The sequence below is a fragment of the Effusibacillus sp. SKA8 genome (assembly GCF_058273125.1).
The window spans coordinates 36,614-51,348 of sequence record NZ_JBZCSF010000001.1 but is presented as its reverse complement, the minus strand read 5'-3'; the positions used below and the strand labels follow the sequence as shown (position 1 = coordinate 51,348).

The window sequence follows — 14,735 nt, the reverse complement described above, 5'->3', positions numbered from 1 at the left end:
CCCTAGCTTCTCCCCTGTTCCGCCCGCAATTGTCCGCAAGCGGCCGAAATGTCATGCCCCATCTCCCGTCTCACCGTAGCGTTGACCCCCAGGCGATTCAGTTCAGCGACAAAAGCCCGGATCTTTTCTTTCGGAGTACGCTTATAATTTCGCTCCGGCACGTAGTTGACGGGAATCAAATTGACATGACACAAAAGACCGTTCAATAGGTCCGCCAAAGCGCGTGCATGCCGCAAGTCGTCGTTCACTCCGCCGATTAGCGCATATTCAAACGTCAGCCTGCGTCCCGTCTGCTCCCAGTAATAGCGGCAGGCGTCCATCAATTGCCCGATGTTCCACGCCCGGTTGATCGGCATCATTGAGGTTCGCAGTTCGTCAAACGGCGCGTGCAGCGAAATCGCCAGCGTAATTTGCCGCTTTTCATCGGCGAGTCTCCGGATGGCCGGGACCAATCCGCTGGTCGATACCGTAATGTGGCGGGCACCGATGTTCAACGATTCCGGCGAAGTGATAATATCGATAAACTTCATCGCCGCATCGTAATTCTCCAGCGGCTCGCCCGATCCCATCAAAACGACGGACGAAACGCGCTGCCCCTCGGCATCCAACATGCGTTGAAAAAACAGGACTTGCTCGACAATCTCACCGGCCGTCAGGTTCCGGACAAGCCCTCCGAGAGTCGACGCGCAGAACGTACACCCCATACGGCATCCCACCTGCGTGGAAACGCAAACGGAATTGCCGTACTGATGCCGCATCAAAACCGTTTCGACAGTGCTGCCGTCGTGCAGTTCCAACAGGAGTTTAACCGTTCCGTCCTTCGACGTCTGGCGGGTGATTTCCTGCATGGTTCCCATTACCGCCTGCGCTTTCAACACTTCCCGGAACGCCGCCGGCAAATCGGTCATTTCGTCGATTGTCGCCGCCCGCTTTTTATATAACCAATGGCAGATCTGTTTGGCGCGAAACCTAGGCTGGCCCAGTTCCGACACAAAGCGCTCCATTTCGTCCAACCGCATGTCATACAATTGCCGTTTCGGTCCCCCCGGCTCAACCATCGTCCCGATCGCAACCACCCCCTGTTCCTACATTTTCCGTAATCTGCATATAAAAAATCCGTCCGTGCCGAAATGGTGAGGCAACACCTGCACCCACCCTACAGGCGCAACGGCTTTGTCAGCCACAATCCCCGGCAAAAACGAGCGGACCGATTCGATTTGAAAATCGGATCGCTCTTTTAAAAAATTTCGTATAATGTCTTCGTTTTCCTGCCGTTCTATCGTGCAGGTCGAGTACACCAGCACGCCGCCGGGTTCGAGGGCGCCGGCGGTTTTCCGGATCAGGTCCGCTTGCATTTCGCTCACTTCCGTTACATCCTGCGGGGTTTTGCGCCATTTGATATCCGGTTTTCTGCGGATCACGCCAAAACCGGAACAGGGTGCGTCGAGCAGGATCGCGTCAAATTGTCCCAATTCCGGCAGCAACTGCCGGACATCCCCGGAGACCGTCCGAACCGATCGCAGTCCGAGACGCTCTGTCGCATTTCGGATCAACGCGGATTTATGTTCGTGAATGTCGGCTGCGACGATCTCTCCCTGATCGTTCATGCGTTCCGCCAAATGCGTGGTTTTACCGCCAGGCGCGGCACAAGCGTCCAAGATCCGCATGCCCGGCTGCGGGTTCAGGCAAAGGGCCACCAGCATCGAACTTTCATCCTGAACCGTACAGAGCCCTTCCCGAAAGACGCCCAATGCCGCCACATCGACTCCAGCCAGCAGCACAATCCCGTCGGGGGAGACTTGGGAAGGACGCGCTTGCACTCCTTCCTTGGCAAGCGATTCCAGTACTTCTTCCCTCGTCGCCCGCAGCCGGTTGACACGAAGCGACAGGGACGGCCGCCCGTTGTTGGCAGCGCAGATTTTGGCCGTTTCCTCGATTCCGTATTGCTCGGTCCATTCCCGTACCAACCATTCGGGGTGGGAGTGAACCAGCGCCAGATGGCGCAAAGGCTCTGTTGCAAACGCTGGAAACTCCGGGCTTCCCGCCCGCAACAAATTGCGCAGGACGGCATTTACAAAACCGGCCAATCCCGGATTGCGGCGCTTGGCGATTTCCACCGCTTCATGGATGACGGCAAAGGACGGAATCCGGTCAAGATAATCGATCTGATAGACGCTTAACCGCAAAAGATTGCGCACCCAGGCGTCCAATTTCGCGAGGGGTTGTTTTAAAAAAGGTTGCAAGCGGTAATCGAGCGTATTCAAACGTTGAACGGTTCCGTAGACGATTTCCGTCACAAGCGCTTTGTCGTTTGCGGCAAGCGCATGTTTCGCCAAAGCGGCTTGCAGCGCCAAATTGCTGTAGGCGGACTGTTCGTCCACCGCCAGCAAGACCTGCAGCGCCAACTCCCTGGCGTTGATTTTCCGGTTACGGTTCCGGGTTTGCGTCGTCAAATCGATTCCCCGCCTCCACAGTTTGTCCCCGCAACAGTTCCTCCGCGCTCATTCTCCGCTTCCCTTCCGGCTGCAATTCTTTGATCGCAAGGGTGCCTTCCCCCGTTTGAACCACGATCGCATCTCTCGTCGCCGCCAAGACGGTGCCGGGAAGTTCACCCGTGATCCGGTGTTCATCGACGATTTCGGTCCACCAGATTTTCAAAATTTTTCCATTCAATTTGGTAAAAGCGACCGGCCACGGATTGAGGCCGCGCACCTGATTGTAAATCGCCCGGGCATTCTTGGACCAGTCGATCCATTCGTCGTCCCGCGTCAGGTTCGGTGAATATGTAGCCAGCGATTCGTCTTGCGGCGTCTCCGTAACGGTTCCGTCCGCAAGCTTCGGGAGCGTTTCCAGCAGGAGCCTGGCACCCGCTGCCGCCAGTTTGTCATGCAGAGTGCCGACCGTATCTTTCTCGTCAATCGGCACCCGCACCTGCGCCAGCATACCGCCCGCATCCAGCACCTGCACCATGCGCATGATCGTCACGCCCGATTCTTTGTCCCCGTTGATGATCGCACGGTGGATCGGCGCGCCTCCCCGGTGGCGGGGCAAAAGCGAAGCGTGCACATTGATGCAGCCAAGCCGCGGCATGTCCAGCAAACGCGCGGGAAGCAGCTGACCGTAAGCGGCTGTGACAAGCAAATCGGGCTGCAAACTCGCCAAATAATCAAGCGCCTCCTGCGAGCGGATCTTCTCCGGTTGAAAAACGGGCAACCCTTTCGCCAAAGCGACCGTTTTTACAGGCGGAGGCAGCAACTGTCTGCCTCTTCCCTTCGGCCGGTCCGGTTGCGTCACGACACAGGCGATATCGTACCCGCCGGCAAGCAAAGCGTGTAAGCTGGGAACTGCAAAATCGGGAGTTCCCATGAAAATGATGCGCATCCTCCCGCCTCCATTCCAAAACATAGTCTCTGCCGACCAAGCGGCGCCGATTCACTCGCTTACCGCTTGTTTTTTAAGAGGTTGGCGGGGTTGACGTAATCGGTAAACAAAATTCCGTTCAGATGGTCGATTTCATGCTGGATGCAGCGGGCGAGCAGCCCTTCCCCTTCGACGATAATCTCCTCCCCGTGACGGTTCAGCCCTTTCGCCACCACCTTGTTCGCACGGGCGATTTCCGCCGTAACGCCAGGAATCGACAAGCATCCTTCCGGCCCGATCTGCTCCCCTTCTTTTGAAATGATTTCCGGGTTGATCATCTCGATCAATCCGTCGCCGCAATCCATCACGATCACCCGTTTCGAGATGCCGACCTGCGGCGCCGCAAGGCCGACACCTTCCGCGTCGTACATCGTTTCCGCCATGTCGTCCAGCAGTTTCAAAATGTTTTTTGTAATTTGCGGAACCGGTTTCGCGACTTCGCGCAATACCGGATCGCCTTCCAAGCGAATCATGCGAATCGCCATCAGTATCCCTCCTGTTGCTGCGCGTTACAAAAGCATTTGCGCGTTCACGTCAACCGTCAGCGTGCCTTCTTCCTGCCGCGCCAAACGGGAATATTCCAGGTATCCCTCCAACAAGTCCCGCTGCACGCCGGTAAAATCGCGGAACTTTATCCCGAGATGGTAACGGTATTTGCCCTGCAGCTTGGCCAGCGGCGCCGGACACGCGGCAAGCACCTCGACGTCCGGAAAATGTTGGAATCGCGCCCGCAGCCGTTTTTCAAGCCCCCGGATCAATTGTTCGGCTTTCGTCTGCCGTTTGTGCTGGGCCGTAAAAACGGCCAATTCGCAAAACGGTGGATTTTCCAGCGTTCGCCGGATCTCGATTTCCCGCCGGTAAAACGCTTCATAATTTTGGGTTACCGCATACTGTATCGCATAGTGATCCGGATGATACGTCTGCACGATGACGTCTCCTTCCGTTTCATGCCGTCCCGCCCGGCCGGCAACTTGCGTCAACAGTTGAAACGTGCGTTCGGAAGCCCGGAAATCCGGCAGGTTCAGGGATGTGTCGGCTGTGATCACGCCGACCAGCGATACTCTTGGAAAATCCAACCCTTTTGCGATCATCTGGGTGCCAAGCAGGATATCCGCTTCCCCGGCTTGAAATTGCTGCAGCAATCGTTCATGACTGCCCTTTGTTCCGGTGGTGTCCACATCCATCCGGATCACGCGGGCGGCGGGAAACACCTTGTGCAGTTCCTCTTCCACCCGCTGCGTCCCGGTTCCAAAAGTCCGGATATGAGGGCTTGTGCATGCGGGACATTTTGCAACGGACGGTTCGGAGTGGCCGCAGTAATGGCATCGCAACACGTCAAACCCGTTGGCGTTGTGATACGTCAGCGTGATGTCGCAATGCGGGCAACGTGCCACATAGCCGCAATTCCGGCAAAGGATAAAGGTGGAATGCCCGCGGCGGTTGAGAAACAGAATCATTTGTTCTTTCTTCTCTAATCGCTCGGAGATTGCACGGTACAGACGGCGGGAAAACATCGAACGGTTGCCCGCCTGCAATTCCTCCCGCATATCCACAATTGTAACATTGGGCAGCGCTTTCTTGTTAAAACGGGTCGGCAGCACGATCTGCCGGACTTGTCCCAATTCGACCGCATGCCGCGTTTCCAGCGATGGAGTGGCGGAACCGAGCAGCAGTACGGCGCCGTGGGAAAGCGCCCGCTGCCAGGCGACCTCCCGGGCATGATATTTTGGATGATCTTCCTGTTTGTAAGAGAATTCATGTTCTTCATCAATTATAATAAGTCCAATTTTCTCAAACGGTGCAAAAATGGCGGAACGCGCTCCCACCGCAATCGACACTTCCTTGCGGCGGATCCGCTTCCACTCGTCATACCGTTCCCCCTGCGACAAGCGGCTGTGGAGAACCGCCACCTGATCCCCGAAACGCCGTTTAAACCGCTCCACCATTTGCGGAGTCAGCGAAATCTCGGGAACCAAGACGATCGCTTCCCGGCCTCTGGCTACGCATTCCGCGATCGATTGCAGATAGATCTCCGTTTTCCCGCTCCCGGTCACTCCCTGCAGCAGAATCCGGTCGGCTTTTCCCGCTGAAAGCGAAGCGACAATGCCGCTTAACGCCCGCTGTTGCACATCGGTCAACGTCAAGGGTTGTTCCAACGGCCCCTGGAAACGGTTTGCGTAAGGATCCCGCCGCTCTTCTTCCTCCGTCACCCGGATAATTCCTTTTTGGACAAGTGCCTTCACGGTTGCATAAGTCGAGCCGGTCGCCCGCAGCGCGTCGCGTACGGGAACCACCGGGCCGTGGGCGCGGATCCACTGCGCGACTTCTTTTTGCTTGAAAGCGCGTGCCGGAATTTGATCCATCGCTTTTCGAAAATCCGCTTCCGGCAGCGTGCAGCTCGCGACCTTTACATAGACCGTTTGCACGCCTTGCGACAATTCCCGTTGTTCCCGCACGACCCCCTGCCCGATCAAACGCTGCAGCAAGGTTCGCCAGCCGGGGTTGTCCTTTAACAGTTTGTCTTTATAAACCGGTTGTGCGCTCTCCCGCAATACCTGGAAGATCTGCAATTCTTTTGCCGTCAGTTTGCGGGAAACCGCTGCAAACTCCGCCGGTTTCAAAACGTTTTCGTCCAGCGTCAACCGAACGGCGGTTTTGGCCCGGATGCCGGCGGGAAGCAGCGCCTGCACGGAAGCGGCTTTCGATGACAGGTAACGATACGACAGCCAGTCGGCCAATTTCACCAACTCTTCCGTCAGCGGCGGCTGCTCGTCCAACACCTCCAGGATGTCTTTGACTTTGTCCACGTCCGCGTGATCCGAAAGTCCGACCACATACCCCTCCAGTTGACGAGGCCCAAACGGAACGATGACGCGCGTGCCGACGGAAACCTGCCGCAAATGGCGTTCGGGAATCCGATAGTGAAAAGGACGGTCCACTTCCCGCGCACGCACGTCGACGATCACTTCGGCAAACTTCAGACCGGATTGCAAGTTCATGGCTACACCTTCCCGCCAGGCGGGAGCCCGTTGCGAATGGTCAGAATCTCATCCAAAATCGCTTCCGCCACGTCCCGTTTGCTCATTTGCGGCAAATGCCGGACCGGCCGGTCCGGCCGGATCAGCGACACGATGTTCGTATCCGCCACAAACCCCGCCCCTTCCCGTGAAACGTCGTTTGCCACAATCAGATCCGCATTTTTTTTGCGAAGTTTGGCAAAAGCGTTTGCTTCGACATCGTCGGTTTCCGCCGCAAAGCCGACAACCACTTGCCGCGGCGTTTTCCGGGCGCCAATTTCCGCAAGGATGTCCGGATTGCGGACCAATTCGATCGTCAATCGCTCGTTTGTTTTCTTCATTTTGCGGTCGGCCGCGACCGCCGGGCGATAATCCGCGACCGCCGCAGCCTTGATGATCACGTCCTGTTCCGGCAACAAGCTTAACACCGTATGGTACATGTCGAGCGCGGATTCCACCGGCACGACTTTCACGTTCGGCGGAGGTGTCAGTCCCGTAACGGCAGATACAAGAGTGACGTTCGCACCGCGACCGGCGGCCGCCGCCGCGAGCGCAAAGCCCATTTTTCCGCTGGAATCATTGGTGAGATACCGGACCGGGTCGATTCGCTCCCGTGTGCCGCCGGCGGTCACTAGCACCCTAAGTCCCAGCATGTCCCGCTTTCGTTCCAGGACCGCCCGGATCACTTCCAACAGCTCTTCCGGTTCCGGCAACCGTCCTTTGCCGGTATAGCCGCAGGCAAGCGGTCCTTCTCCCGGCTCGGCGATCAGGTGTCCGCGGCTCCGCAATCGTGTCAGATTCTCCTGAACCACCGGATTGTTGTACATATTGACGTTCATGGCGGGCGCAAACAAAACCGGGGCGCGGGTGGCAAGGATCGTCGTCGACAGCATGTCGTCCGCCAAACCGTAAGCGGCTTTCGCGATCATATTGGCGGTCGCCGGCGCCACTACCACGAGCTCCGCTTTGTCAGCCAAAGCGATATGGCTGATTTCCGCCGGATCCGGCTCCGTAAAAATATCGGTAACAACAGGGGTTTTCACAAGGCTTTGGAACGTCAACGGCGCAACGAATTTCGTAGCGGATTCGGTCATTATGACGTGCACCATCGCTCCCTGTTTTACGAGAGCGGAACAAAGCCCGGCCGTTTTATACGCGGCAATTCCCCCGGTGACCCCCACCAGGATCACTTTGCCCTGCATGACCATCACTCCTCGCGGCAACCCGAAAATCGAACGTCGTCCAACGCAAAAAAGGAAACAAACAAAGAAACAACCTGCTCAGGTTGTTTCGCGAATTATTTGATTCCTTCTTTCGTGCGGACGTATCGGATCTTGTCCTGACAGATCTCATTCAATGCAATCGTAACATGCTTGTTGGACGGAACATCAACCAGCGGCTCGGCTCCCTCCTGCAACCGGCGTGCCCGTTTGGCTGCCGCCACCACGAGAAAATATTTGCTGTCCGCTTTCTCCATCAAAGCGTCAATCGAAGGATACAACATTTTTTTGTCCCTCCCGAATCAGCTTGTTGTAATATTCCCGATTGCGTTTCACCGAACACAACTCGGCGTAAATGATGGAGCGAATGCGGTCGACCGCATTGTCCACCTCGTCATTGACCACCACATAATCGTATTCGTTGATATGGCTCATCTCTTCGGCGGCGGAACCAAACCGGAGCTTGAACGACTCTTCCGTTTCGGAACCGCGGCCGAGTATACGCCTCTTCAATTCCTCCAGCGACGGCGGAATCAGAAAAATGAACACGCCGTTCGGATACTTCTTTTTCACCTGCAAAGCGCCCTGGATATCGATCTCCAGCAGCACATTCTGACCGGCCGCCAACTTGTCTTCGACATAGCGAACCGGCGTTCCGTAATAATTTCCGTACACTTCCGCCCATTCAAGCAGTTCGTCATCCCGGATCATCCGCTCGAACTCTTCCTTTGACTTGAAGAAGTAGTTGACTCCCTCCACTTCTCCTGCCCGTGGCTGGCGGGTCGTACATGAAATCGAATATGCCATGTCCGGCATGATCGGCAACAGCGCCTTGCACACAGTCCCCTTGCCGGCACCGGACGGACCCGACAAGACGACCAGCAGCCCTTTTTGCACCATTTGCATACCCCTATTCTTCGTCGTCTTGCTGATTGTCTTTGGCCACCAGGCGATGCGCGACCGTTTCCGGCTGAACGGCCGACAGGATGATATGGTCGCTGTCGGTGATAATCACCGCGCGGGTGCGCCGTCCGTAGGTCGCGTCGATCAGCATGCCACGGTCCCGGGCTTCTTGAATGATTCTTTTGATGGGGGCGGATTCGGGCGAAACGATCGAGATGATGCGGTTTGCGGAAACGATGTTTCCGAATCCGATATTGATCAGTTTGATGCTCATAGGACTCCTCCTCGCATAACTATTCGACATTTTGCACTTGCTCCCGTATCTGCTCCAGGACGCTTTTGGCCTCGACCACAAGCCGGGAAAGGGCCAGATCGTTCGACTTGGAGCCGATGGTGTTCACTTCCCGGTTCATCTCCTGTACCAGAAAATCGAGTTTCCGCCCAACCGGCTCCGCAAACTGCAACGCGGCGGCAAACTGCTTGATATGGCTCCTGAGCCTGACCAGTTCCTCATCAATATTGGCCCGCTCGGCAAAAATCGCAACTTCCGTAACCAGGCGGGATTCGTCAAGTTCCGCTTGGCCGTTGAGCCATTCCTGTAGGCGCTTGTATAATCGCTCCCTGTAATCTGCGACGACATGCGGGCTCCGCTCGGCCATCCGGTCGACCAACCGGCTCAATTTGTCAAGCCGTTTCAAAAAATCGGCCGCCAATTGCTCCCCTTCCCGGGCTCTCATATCCAGCAACCCCTGCACTGCTTCAGCCACCGCAAGGCTGATCACCCGTTCGACCCGTCCCGGATCCGCAACCGCCTGTTTGATTTGAACAACGCCTTCAAATTGCAGTAACTGAGCAATTGACAGGCCGTGCTCCAACCCCAACTCGCCCGCCAGACGGTCGCCGGTCCGCTTGATCTCCCGTGCCAGTTGCTCGTTGACGACGATGTCCGCCGCGCTTCCCGACAATTGCTCGAAGGTTATGTACGCTTCAACCCGCCCCCGGCGGATCTTTTCCGCCACCAGCTTTTTGATCAGGTCATCGAAAGCGAGAAACTCGCGGGATATCCGCACATTGATCTCCGAATACCGGTGGTTGACCGCTTTCAGTTCGGCCACGGCCCGATACCCGTCCTGAACCGCTTCTCCGCGACCGTAACCGGTCATGCTCCTAATCAATGGAAATCCCTTCTTTCCGTGCTTCTTATTTTACTGCAAATCGGGTGTATTAGACAAGTTACCCTTCCATTTTCTTTTATTATCTAAAGATTTCTAAGTATTGCATGATATCGCGCACAAGCTTCTCGGCGGGCAAAAACCCTACCGCCCGCATGCGGTAGGGTCCATTTCAAATTTATATTAACGGTTGTAAGCCATGCGCGAACGGCGGGCCATCCGGTTTGTGGCGCGGCGGGCGGCCAACGAGAAAGTCGGAATCGCGGCGGCCGTCATCACGATAACCCAATCCAGCAGATTTAGTGGCACCGTCTTAAAAATCGGCTGCAACGGTTCAATGTAAATCACTCCCAACAACAACAGCGCGGAGATTGCCACGGACGCGATCAGCCACGGGTTTTCAAAAAAGTTGCGCGAAAAGATCCCGCCTTCGACGCTCCGGCAGTCAAACACCTGGATCAACTGCGCCATGACCAGCGTGGAGAACGCCATCGTTTGCGCTTTCACGAGATTGTTCGGATCGTCCGCATACGTCAGCCAAAACACGGCCAGCGTGACAACCCCGATCAACACTCCCCGCGTCAAAATCTTCTGTCCGACACCACGGGCAAAAATGCTTTCTTTGACATTGCGCGGACGCTTCTGCATAATGTTTTTCTCGGGCGGGTCGACTCCCAGGGCAATCGCCGGCAGGCCGTCGGTCACCAGGTTCACCCAGAGGATTTGAATCGGCAAGAGCGGCAGCGGCAATCCTGCCAGCATCGCCAGGAACATCACCAGAATCTCACCGACGTTGGAGGCCAGCAGGTACCGCACAAATTTCCGGATGTTGTCGTAAATGCCGCGTCCTTCTTCAATCGCCGCCACAATCGTTGCAAAATTGTCATCCGACAGTACCAGAGCGGACGCTTCCTTCGCCACATCGGTGCCCGTCCGGCCCATCGCGATTCCGATATCAGCCGCTTTGATCGCCGGGGCGTCGTTCACGCCGTCCCCCGTCATGGCGACGACGTGCCCGTTTTGCTGCAGCGCTTTGACGATGCGCAGCTTGTGTTCCGGCGACACCCGGGCATACACGTAGATGTCTTCCACCCGTTCCTGCAGTTCCTTGTCCGACATCGCGTTCAACTGCGCTCCGTTCACGACCAGTCCGCCCGGCGGGAGAATTCCGATCTGGCGCGCGATCGCCTCCGCCGTGGCCTGATGGTCGCCCGTGATCATCACCGTCTTGATACCCGCCCGCTTGCACTTTGCAATCGCCTGGTAAACTTCCGGACGGGGCGGATCGATCATTCCCGCCAATCCGAGAAAAATCAGCCCTTTTTCCGGGTTCGGAACACGGATCTCGGCAGGGTCCCGGACCGGGCGATAAGCGATACCCAGGTTGCGGAGCGCCCCCGCCGCCATCGATTCATTCGCCTGCGCCACCGCTCTTCTTAATGAAACGCTCATCGGAACGGCTTTGCCGTCCACCAGAATATGAGAACAGCGGTCGAGCAGCACATCGGGAGCCCCTTTGACCAGCAGGTGGAACTGCCCCGCCTGATTCCTTGTCAGCACCGACATCATTTTGCGGTTCGAATCAAACGGGAGTTCGTCCAGGCGCTGTTCCGCTTCCGCCAGCCGCTCCGGCGTAATTCCCGTTTTCGCAGCCATTACCAGCAGGGCCCCTTCCGTCGGGTCTCCGGAAACCGTCCAGCGCGCCTCGCCTTTTGGGTTTTTTTCCCGCGTCAATTCCGCGTTGTTGCACAGCGCCGCGATCTCCAGCAGGCGCCGCAAATCATCGCGCTTGCGGGGGTCGACTTTTTTGCCGGACAATTGGAACTCACCTTCCGGTTCAAATCCGTACCCCGTTATGTCGTAAAACTGCCCGCTTACCCACACCTGTTGCACGGTCATCATATTCTGCGTCAAAGTCCCCGTCTTGTCGGAACAGATCACCGAAGCGCAACCAAGCGTCTCAACGGAAGGAAGCTTTCGCACAATCGCCCGTCGCTTGATCATGCGCTGTACGCCAAGGGCAAGGGCGATCGTGACAATCGCCGGCAGTCCCTCCGGTATCGCCGCCACCGCCAGGGAAACGCCGGCCAGGAACATCTCGTAAATCCCGTGCCCGTGCAAGACCCCGGTGACAACGACCACCAATGTAATCGCCAGCGCCACATAGACCAGGATTTTGCCCAACTGTTCAAGCCGTCTTTGCAGTGGGGTCTCGGTGTCTTCCGCCGTTTGGATCAAATCGGCGATCAGACCCATTTCCGTATCCATGCCGGTGGCGACCACCACCCCGACACCTTTGCCTCGCGTCACCATGGTGCCCATGTACGCCATATTGCGGCGGTCGCCCACACCCGCGTGCGGGTCGTCGATCGGCTCCGTGATTTTTGCGACCGGAAGCGATTCCCCGGTTAAGGAAGACTCCTCGATCTCCAGCGACTGACAGCGGATCAACCGCAGGTCGGCCGGTACGCGGTCGCCGCTCTCGAGCTGCACAATGTCACCCGGCACCAGTTCGGAAGCCGGAATCGTCACTTTTTTTCCATCCCGGACGGCATGGGCTGTCGGGGCGGCCAGTTGTTTGAGGGATGCCAGCGAACGCTCGGCGCGAACCTCCTGCAGAAAACCGAGAATTCCGTTGACCACGATGATGGCAATAATCGTAACCGCATCGGTATACTCGCCGAGCAGCCCCGAAATCAGCGTGGCGGCCATCAACACCAGAACCATAAAATCCCGGAATTGATCGAAAAACAGCGACAGCAGGGACACCCGTTCCCCCTCGGACAAACGGTTTTCTCCGTATCGCCGCCGCCGCTCTTCCGCCTCTTTCCGGGAGATGCCGTTGACGGTCGTCTCAGTGAGCCGAAGGCATTCCGGGACGCCCAGTGTGTGCCAGTTGGTCTTTTGCACCGAGTGCCACCCCTTTTTCGTATCGTTTGTCCCTAGTCATGTCTATGCTTGACCGCGGCTGAAAATGACCTGTCCGCTGCCTCTGTGCAATTCCAAAAACTTAGAATGGTACAAAAAGGAAATTAAAAAGGGGCATTCAGCCCCTTTACGATTTCAATACGTCATGATCCACATACCGTTCCCCGTTCAATTCGCTGATGATGTTGATGGCGACCCTTGCCCCGTCCCCCGCCGTCACAATCGTATGAACGCTGACGCCGGCCACCGTTCCTGCAGCCCAGATCCCCTCGACATTTGTCTTGCCGTTCGCGTCCACATCGATGACGGTCTTGATCCGGGGTTCCGTGGCGGGCTTCGTGTTCAGGCCGATTTTTTCCGCCAGGTCAGTCGCCACACCGGTTGCCAGAATGACGTGCAAAGCTTCGAATTGTTCATTCTCGGTCTCAATTCGGAAACCTTTGTCCGTTTTGACGATGTTTTGCGCTTTCCCGTTCACCAGCTCCGCCCCGAATTTCAACGCCTGTTTTTTCCCCGTTTCCAGAAGATCCGGTCCCGAAATTTCCATAACGCCATAGTGATTTTCCATCCAGGCGCGTTTTGTAATGCTTTGGTCATTGTCAATCACAAGCGTTTTCTTCCCGGCCTTTGCGGCAAACAGGGCGGCGCTTGCACCTGCGGGTCCCGCTCCGATAATGGCAATATCGTACATCCGGCAACAACTCCTTTGCAATTCATTTTTATATAGTTCCAACTCTTACCTGATTATACTGTTAAAGCAAATCCTTAGAAAGCCTACCGACATCCACCATGCTCGGGTTGGTCATGGAAGTGGACAAAGACACCCGTTTCAGTTGGCTAATACCAGGCACGCAACAAAGATAAATTCTCGCCTGAAACAAGATACTGCTTGGCGTCACTCGGAATCAGAATCGTGTCCCCCTGTTTTAACGGGAGCCGTTCCGTCCCGCAGACAAGCTCCCCTTTGCCCTCCGCCGCGATCAGAATCTCGGGGTTCCCCGCCTTCGCCTGGGACAGGGGGAGCGGGTCGGAAGTTTTGAGATCCAACTTTTCAATCGCGAAATAAGGGCATTGGCACAAACGCCGGTGTTCATAGCGGTCGCCGGAATGGATCGTTTCCGGCACAGGCGCAGGGGATTCCCCGGCATCTCCGTACCGCATTGCGTCCGCCGCTTTGTCGATGTGGAGCTGTCGCGGGTTGCCGCTCTCATCGACCCGGTCCCAATCGTATACCCGGTAGGTAACATCGGACGATTGTTGGATCTCAATCACCGTCGTCCCTTTTAACAGGGCATGCAAAGTGCGGGAAGGCACGAAAATAAAGTCGCCATTTTTCACGTCCCGGTATTTGAGGTATTCTTTCACCCGTTTTTGCGCAATCGCCCGGTAGTACTGCTCCCTGTCGGCAAACGTGTGGCCGTGGATCACCCTCGCTCCCGGCTCGGCGTCCAATATGTACCAGGCTTCCGTTTTGCCGAAATCCCCTTCATGGGCCAACGCGTATTCGTCATCCGGGTGAATCTGCACCGACAGGTCCTGTTTTGCATGCAAAAATTTGATCAGCAGCGGAAACCGTTTGCCACTCCACGTTTCACCCAAGTACAGCTCCGGATAGGCCGCAACGATTTCCGAAAGCGTTTTTCCCTGCAGCGGGCCGTTCAGACAGACGCTCGGATCACTGGGATGGTCGGACAAAGTCCAGATTTCCCCAATCGGTTCTTGCCGCTCTACGCCAAACATCCGGGGGAGCTTGTTCCCGCCCCAGATGCGGGCCTTCGCAACCGGCGAAAACTTCAAAGGATAACCCGCAAAACCCGTCTCCATACTCCTCTCCTCTCAAATCCGGACATCGAGTTCGCTATGAAGTTGTCAATGTGTGAAGGAAGCCGTCAAGGTTTGAAAGTGGCAACCCCGATCCTCGACTCTGCGTTTCAACACCTTTGCCGGGTCCGCAAGCGGTCTTCAGCGCGGTAAAACAGATAAATTTTTTTGCCGTCTTTTACAATCGTGGCCGTGTTGAACAGATCTTTCGCTTCCCACGTGTCGCCTTGGGGACGCAGGATCGGGTATGGCAA

Annotated in this window: 14 protein-coding genes; all 14 read right to left on the bottom strand. The window is 56.4% G+C overall.

Translation table 11 applies throughout. The annotated features are described in order from the left end of the window. Nucleotides 1–2: 2 nt before the first annotated feature. On the bottom strand, nt 3–1,058 hold the full coding sequence (gene rlmN, locus AC4ED1_RS00270; RefSeq protein WP_490935766.1) for a dual-specificity RNA methyltransferase RlmN: 1,056 nt from the start codon (nt 1,056–1,058) through the stop codon (nt 3–5). 27 nt (nt 1,059–1,085) lie between these two features. Continuing rightward, nucleotides 1,086–2,453: a 16S rRNA (cytosine(967)-C(5))-methyltransferase RsmB gene (gene rsmB / locus AC4ED1_RS00265; RefSeq protein ID WP_490935402.1), complete on the bottom strand. Its 1,368-nt coding sequence runs from the start codon at nt 2,451–2,453 to the stop codon at nt 1,086–1,088. Continuing rightward, entirely contained in the window at nt 2,428–3,381 is a 954-nt protein-coding gene (gene fmt / locus AC4ED1_RS00260) for a methionyl-tRNA formyltransferase (RefSeq protein WP_490935401.1), read from the bottom strand. The genes rsmB and fmt overlap by 26 nt, the downstream gene beginning before the upstream one ends. Nucleotides 3,382–3,440: 59 nt before the next feature. Then, a complete protein-coding gene (gene def, locus AC4ED1_RS00255; RefSeq protein ID WP_490935400.1) occupies nt 3,441–3,905 on the bottom strand; it encodes a peptide deformylase in 465 nt (154 codons plus the stop codon). A 24-nt stretch (nt 3,906–3,929) separates the two neighbouring features. Then, nucleotides 3,930–6,419 (bottom strand): primosomal protein N', encoded by a 2,490-nt coding sequence (gene priA, locus AC4ED1_RS00250; RefSeq protein WP_490935399.1) that lies wholly within the window; start codon nt 6,417–6,419, stop codon nt 3,930–3,932. A gap of 2 nt (nt 6,420–6,421) precedes the next feature. Next, a complete protein-coding gene (gene coaBC / locus AC4ED1_RS00245; RefSeq protein WP_490935398.1) occupies nt 6,422–7,639 on the bottom strand; it encodes a bifunctional phosphopantothenoylcysteine decarboxylase/phosphopantothenate--cysteine ligase CoaBC in 1,218 nt (405 codons plus the stop codon). 95 nt (nt 7,640–7,734) lie between these two features. Then, complete coding sequence (gene rpoZ / locus AC4ED1_RS00240; RefSeq protein WP_490935397.1) at nt 7,735–7,941, bottom strand: DNA-directed RNA polymerase subunit omega; 207 nt, start codon at nt 7,939–7,941, stop codon at nt 7,735–7,737. Continuing rightward, entirely contained in the window at nt 7,922–8,563 is a 642-nt protein-coding gene (gene gmk / locus AC4ED1_RS00235) for a guanylate kinase (RefSeq protein ID WP_490935396.1), read from the bottom strand. The genes rpoZ and gmk overlap by 20 nt, the downstream gene beginning before the upstream one ends. Nucleotides 8,564–8,567: 4 nt before the next feature. Further along, nucleotides 8,568–8,834 (bottom strand): extracellular matrix/biofilm regulator RemA, encoded by a 267-nt coding sequence (gene remA / locus AC4ED1_RS00230; protein WP_490935395.1) that lies wholly within the window; start codon nt 8,832–8,834, stop codon nt 8,568–8,570. 19 nt (nt 8,835–8,853) lie between these two features. Continuing rightward, a complete protein-coding gene (locus AC4ED1_RS00225; RefSeq protein WP_490935394.1) occupies nt 8,854–9,735 on the bottom strand; it encodes a YicC/YloC family endoribonuclease in 882 nt (293 codons plus the stop codon). A gap of 180 nt (nt 9,736–9,915) precedes the next feature. Next, nucleotides 9,916–12,642, bottom strand: a complete 2,727-nt coding sequence (locus tag AC4ED1_RS00220) for a calcium-transporting P-type ATPase, PMR1-type (RefSeq protein WP_490935393.1) — start codon at nt 12,640–12,642, stop codon at nt 9,916–9,918. Between the two features lie 145 nt (nt 12,643–12,787). After that, complete coding sequence (locus AC4ED1_RS00215; protein WP_490935392.1) at nt 12,788–13,351, bottom strand: FAD-dependent oxidoreductase; 564 nt, start codon at nt 13,349–13,351, stop codon at nt 12,788–12,790. Between the two features lie 146 nt (nt 13,352–13,497). Continuing rightward, complete coding sequence (locus tag AC4ED1_RS00210; RefSeq protein WP_490935391.1) at nt 13,498–14,484, bottom strand: type I phosphomannose isomerase catalytic subunit; 987 nt, start codon at nt 14,482–14,484, stop codon at nt 13,498–13,500. A 107-nt stretch (nt 14,485–14,591) separates the two neighbouring features. Next, nucleotides 14,592–14,735 carry a hypothetical protein gene (locus tag AC4ED1_RS00205; protein WP_490935390.1) on the bottom strand — a complete coding sequence of 48 codons (144 nt, stop codon included), beginning with the start codon at nt 14,733–14,735 and terminating at the stop codon, nt 14,592–14,594.

Coding starts and splice junctions, on each gene's coding strand:
- fmt (WP_490935401.1), bottom strand. CDS start 3,381: ATGCGCATCATTTTCATGGGAACTCCCGATTTTGCAGTTCCCAGCTTA.
- rlmN (WP_490935766.1), bottom strand. CDS start 1,058: ATGGTTGAGCCGGGGGGACCGAAACGGCAATTGTATGACATGCGGTTG.
- gmk (WP_490935396.1), bottom strand. CDS start 8,563: ATGCAAATGGTGCAAAAAGGGCTGCTGGTCGTCTTGTCGGGTCCGTCC.
- AC4ED1_RS00210 (WP_490935391.1), bottom strand. CDS start 14,484: ATGGAGACGGGTTTTGCGGGTTATCCTTTGAAGTTTTCGCCGGTTGCG.
- rpoZ (WP_490935397.1), bottom strand. CDS start 7,941: ATGTTGTATCCTTCGATTGACGCTTTGATGGAGAAAGCGGACAGCAAA.
- def (WP_490935400.1), bottom strand. CDS start 3,905: ATGGCGATTCGCATGATTCGCTTGGAAGGCGATCCGGTATTGCGCGAA.
- AC4ED1_RS00215 (WP_490935392.1), bottom strand. CDS start 13,351: ATGTACGATATTGCCATTATCGGAGCGGGACCCGCAGGTGCAAGCGCC.
- coaBC (WP_490935398.1), bottom strand. CDS start 7,639: ATGCAGGGCAAAGTGATCCTGGTGGGGGTCACCGGGGGAATTGCCGCG.
- remA (WP_490935395.1), bottom strand. CDS start 8,834: ATGAGCATCAAACTGATCAATATCGGATTCGGAAACATCGTTTCCGCA.
- priA (WP_490935399.1), bottom strand. CDS start 6,419: ATGAACTTGCAATCCGGTCTGAAGTTTGCCGAAGTGATCGTCGACGTG.